This is a genomic window from Falsiroseomonas oryzae (genome assembly GCF_027856955.1).
In the GTDB taxonomy this organism is placed as follows: Bacteria; Pseudomonadota; Alphaproteobacteria; order Acetobacterales; family Acetobacteraceae; genus Falsiroseomonas; species Falsiroseomonas oryzae.
Map to the genome: position 1 here is coordinate 1 of NZ_JAPSMD010000619.1, position 2,482 is coordinate 2,482.

Annotated in this window: 2 protein-coding genes and 1 pseudogene; 2 read left to right on the forward strand and 1 reads right to left on the reverse strand. The window is 71.4% G+C overall.

What is annotated here, in order from left to right; translation table 11 throughout:
- Positions 1–638: urease accessory protein UreD (locus OZN99_RS29710; RefSeq protein ID WP_270938821.1), on the reverse strand; the 638-nt coding region annotated here is incomplete at its 3' end.
- A gap of 370 nt (positions 639–1,008) precedes the next feature.
- On the opposite strand from OZN99_RS29710, the gene urtA reads away from it, so the two are divergent.
- Positions 1,009–2,241, forward strand: coding sequence for an urea ABC transporter substrate-binding protein (gene urtA / locus OZN99_RS29715; protein ID WP_270938822.1), 1,233 nt, complete (start codon positions 1,009–1,011; stop codon positions 2,239–2,241).
- 41 nt (positions 2,242–2,282) lie between these two features.
- Positions 2,283–2,482 (forward strand): annotated as a pseudogene (locus tag OZN99_RS29720) (urea ABC transporter permease subunit UrtB); the annotation flags it as partial.

Genomic DNA, 2,482 nt, shown 5'->3' on the forward strand with positions numbered 1-2,482 from the left:
TCGGGCCCCGCCAGCAGCAGCGTGGCCAGCGCACCGGCCCCGCCGAGCGTGAAGCGCGATGCCGCCTGCGCGCCGGGGTCGTCGATGCGCAGCGCATCGGCCCAGAGCAGGCGCCCGCCGCGGCGCACCTTCCAGCGGTCATGCAGCAGGCCGTGCGCGAAGCGCTCGCCCCGGGCAGCGCGGCCGAGCACCAGCATCTCGGACGCCAGCAGCCGGCTGTCCGCCGCCAGGCCGACCTCCCACCGCCGCGTCAGCCGTGCGCCGTCGAACAGGATCGTCTCCTGCGGAAGCCATTCGCAGCATGATCCTTCTTCGATCCGAAGCTCCGTGCCGAGCCGCGTCTCGTCGCCGAGGCTCCGATAGATCTTCTCCGCCGCCGGCGTCGTCGCCGTGAAGCGCGCGCCCGGCCCCAGAGCCAGCGCGACCTGCGCCCGATCGCCGCCGGCCAGCCCGCCCGCGACATTGACGACGGCGCCCAGGGTCGGATCGCCGGGGTCGGTGTCCGGGAACAGCATCCGCAGCGGCGCCGACTGGTAGAGGCGCGCGATCCGGGCGCCGGCAGCCGCGGCCTCCACGCGCAGGGCAAGCTGCCCGTCTGCGCGCTGATGGGCAGGCTGGGCTCGTGCGGCGATCGACATCGGCGCGAGCCTTGCACGGCCGGGCGAAGCTGCAAACCGGTCGTGCCGGACCGGGAACAGCGTGAATTCGGGTCCATGCTGGCGGCTGCCATGCGGCCGGGCGCAACGCGGAACCGCCGTTGCCCGCGGTTGCGGCAGAACGGTGCAGGTGCGTGCAGCGGACGCCCAACACCAATGCAGGAACGGCGCTGCGCCGTGAGGGGCCCAGCGTCGGAAGCGCTGGAACGGCGCTGCGCCTACCGCGTGGCACGCATCTCGCAGGGCATCCCGCCGCGCCGCGCGATCGCGGGGCGCTGCCGCAGCGCGCGCCCATCCGGCCTGCGCCGGTCCAAGACGTGCCGACGAGGAGGCTCACAGAGTGACAAGCCAGATGAGGATCACCCGCCGCGCCGCCCTCGCCGGGCTCGGCGCCGCGATCGCCGCGCCCAACATCAAGCCGTCCATGGCGCAGTCCGCGCCGATCCGCGTCGGCGTGCTGCACTCGCTCTCCGGCACCATGGCGATCAGTGAGACGGCGCTGCGCGATACGGTGCTGATGATGGTGGAGCATCAGAACAGCCGCGGTGGCCTGCTGGGCCGGCGGCTGGAGCCGGTGGTGGTGGATCCCGCCTCCAACTGGCCGCTCTTCGCCGAGAAGGCCCGGGAGCTGCTGCAGGTGCACCGCGTGGACGTGACCTTCGGCTGCTGGACCTCGGTGTCCCGCAAGTCCGTGCTCCCCGTCTTCGAGGAGCTGAACGGGATGCTGTTCTATCCCGTCCAGTACGAGGGCGAGGAGGAGAGCCGCAACATCTTCTACACCGGCGCCGCGCCGAACCAGCAGGCGATCCCGGCGGTGGAATACCTCATGTCCGCAGATGGTGGCGGGGCCACGCGCATCGCCCTGCTGGGCACGGACTACGTCTATCCGCGCACCACCAACCGCATCCTGCGCGGCTTCCTGAACTCCAAGGGCATCACCAATGCCGACATCATGGAGGAGTATACGCCCTTCGGTCATAGCGACTGGCAGGGCATCGTCGCGCGCGTGAAGCGCTTCGCCAGCGAGGGCAAGAAGACCGCGATCGTCTCCACCATCAACGGCGACGCGAACGTTCCCTTCTACCGCGAACTCGGCAACCAGGGCATCAAGGCCGAGGACATCCCCTGTGTCGCCTTCAGCGTCGGCGAGGAGGAACTGGCCGGCATCGACACCCGTCCGCTGGTCGGCCACCTGGCGGCCTGGAACTACTTCATGAGCGTGCAGTCGCCCGCCAACACGCAGTTCCTGAACCTCTGGCGCGCCTACATCCGCAACCCGCGCCGCGTGACGAACGATCCGATGGAGGCCACCTACACCGGCTTCAACATGTGGGCGCAGGCCGTGGCCGCCGCCCGCACCACGGCGGTCGATGCCGTCCGCACCGCCGTGATCGGCCAGAAGTTCGACGCGCCCTGCGGCTACACCGAGGAGATGCTGGCCAACCACCACCTGTCGAAGCCGGTCATGATCGGCGAGATCCAGGCCGACGGCCAGTTCAACGTGGTCTGGAAGACGCCGAACGTGGTGCCGGCGGAGAACTGGTCGCAGTTCATCCCCGAGAACGCCAACCGCCGCCGCGGCTGAGCAGCGGGCCGGGGGCGCAGGACGCCCCCGGCCATCCCCGCATGACGCGTTACCTCCTGGTCCTCCTGCTGCTCCTGGCCGCGCTGCCGGCGCGGGCGCAGGACGCTTTCGTGGCCGCGCTGGCCGGCCTCGGCGGCAACTTCAACGCCCAGGCCGAGGCGGTGGAGCGCCTCGGCGCGCTCGGCGATCCCCGCGCCCTGCCGGCGCTGCGCGCGCTGGCCGATGGGCGGCTGCTGCGCGC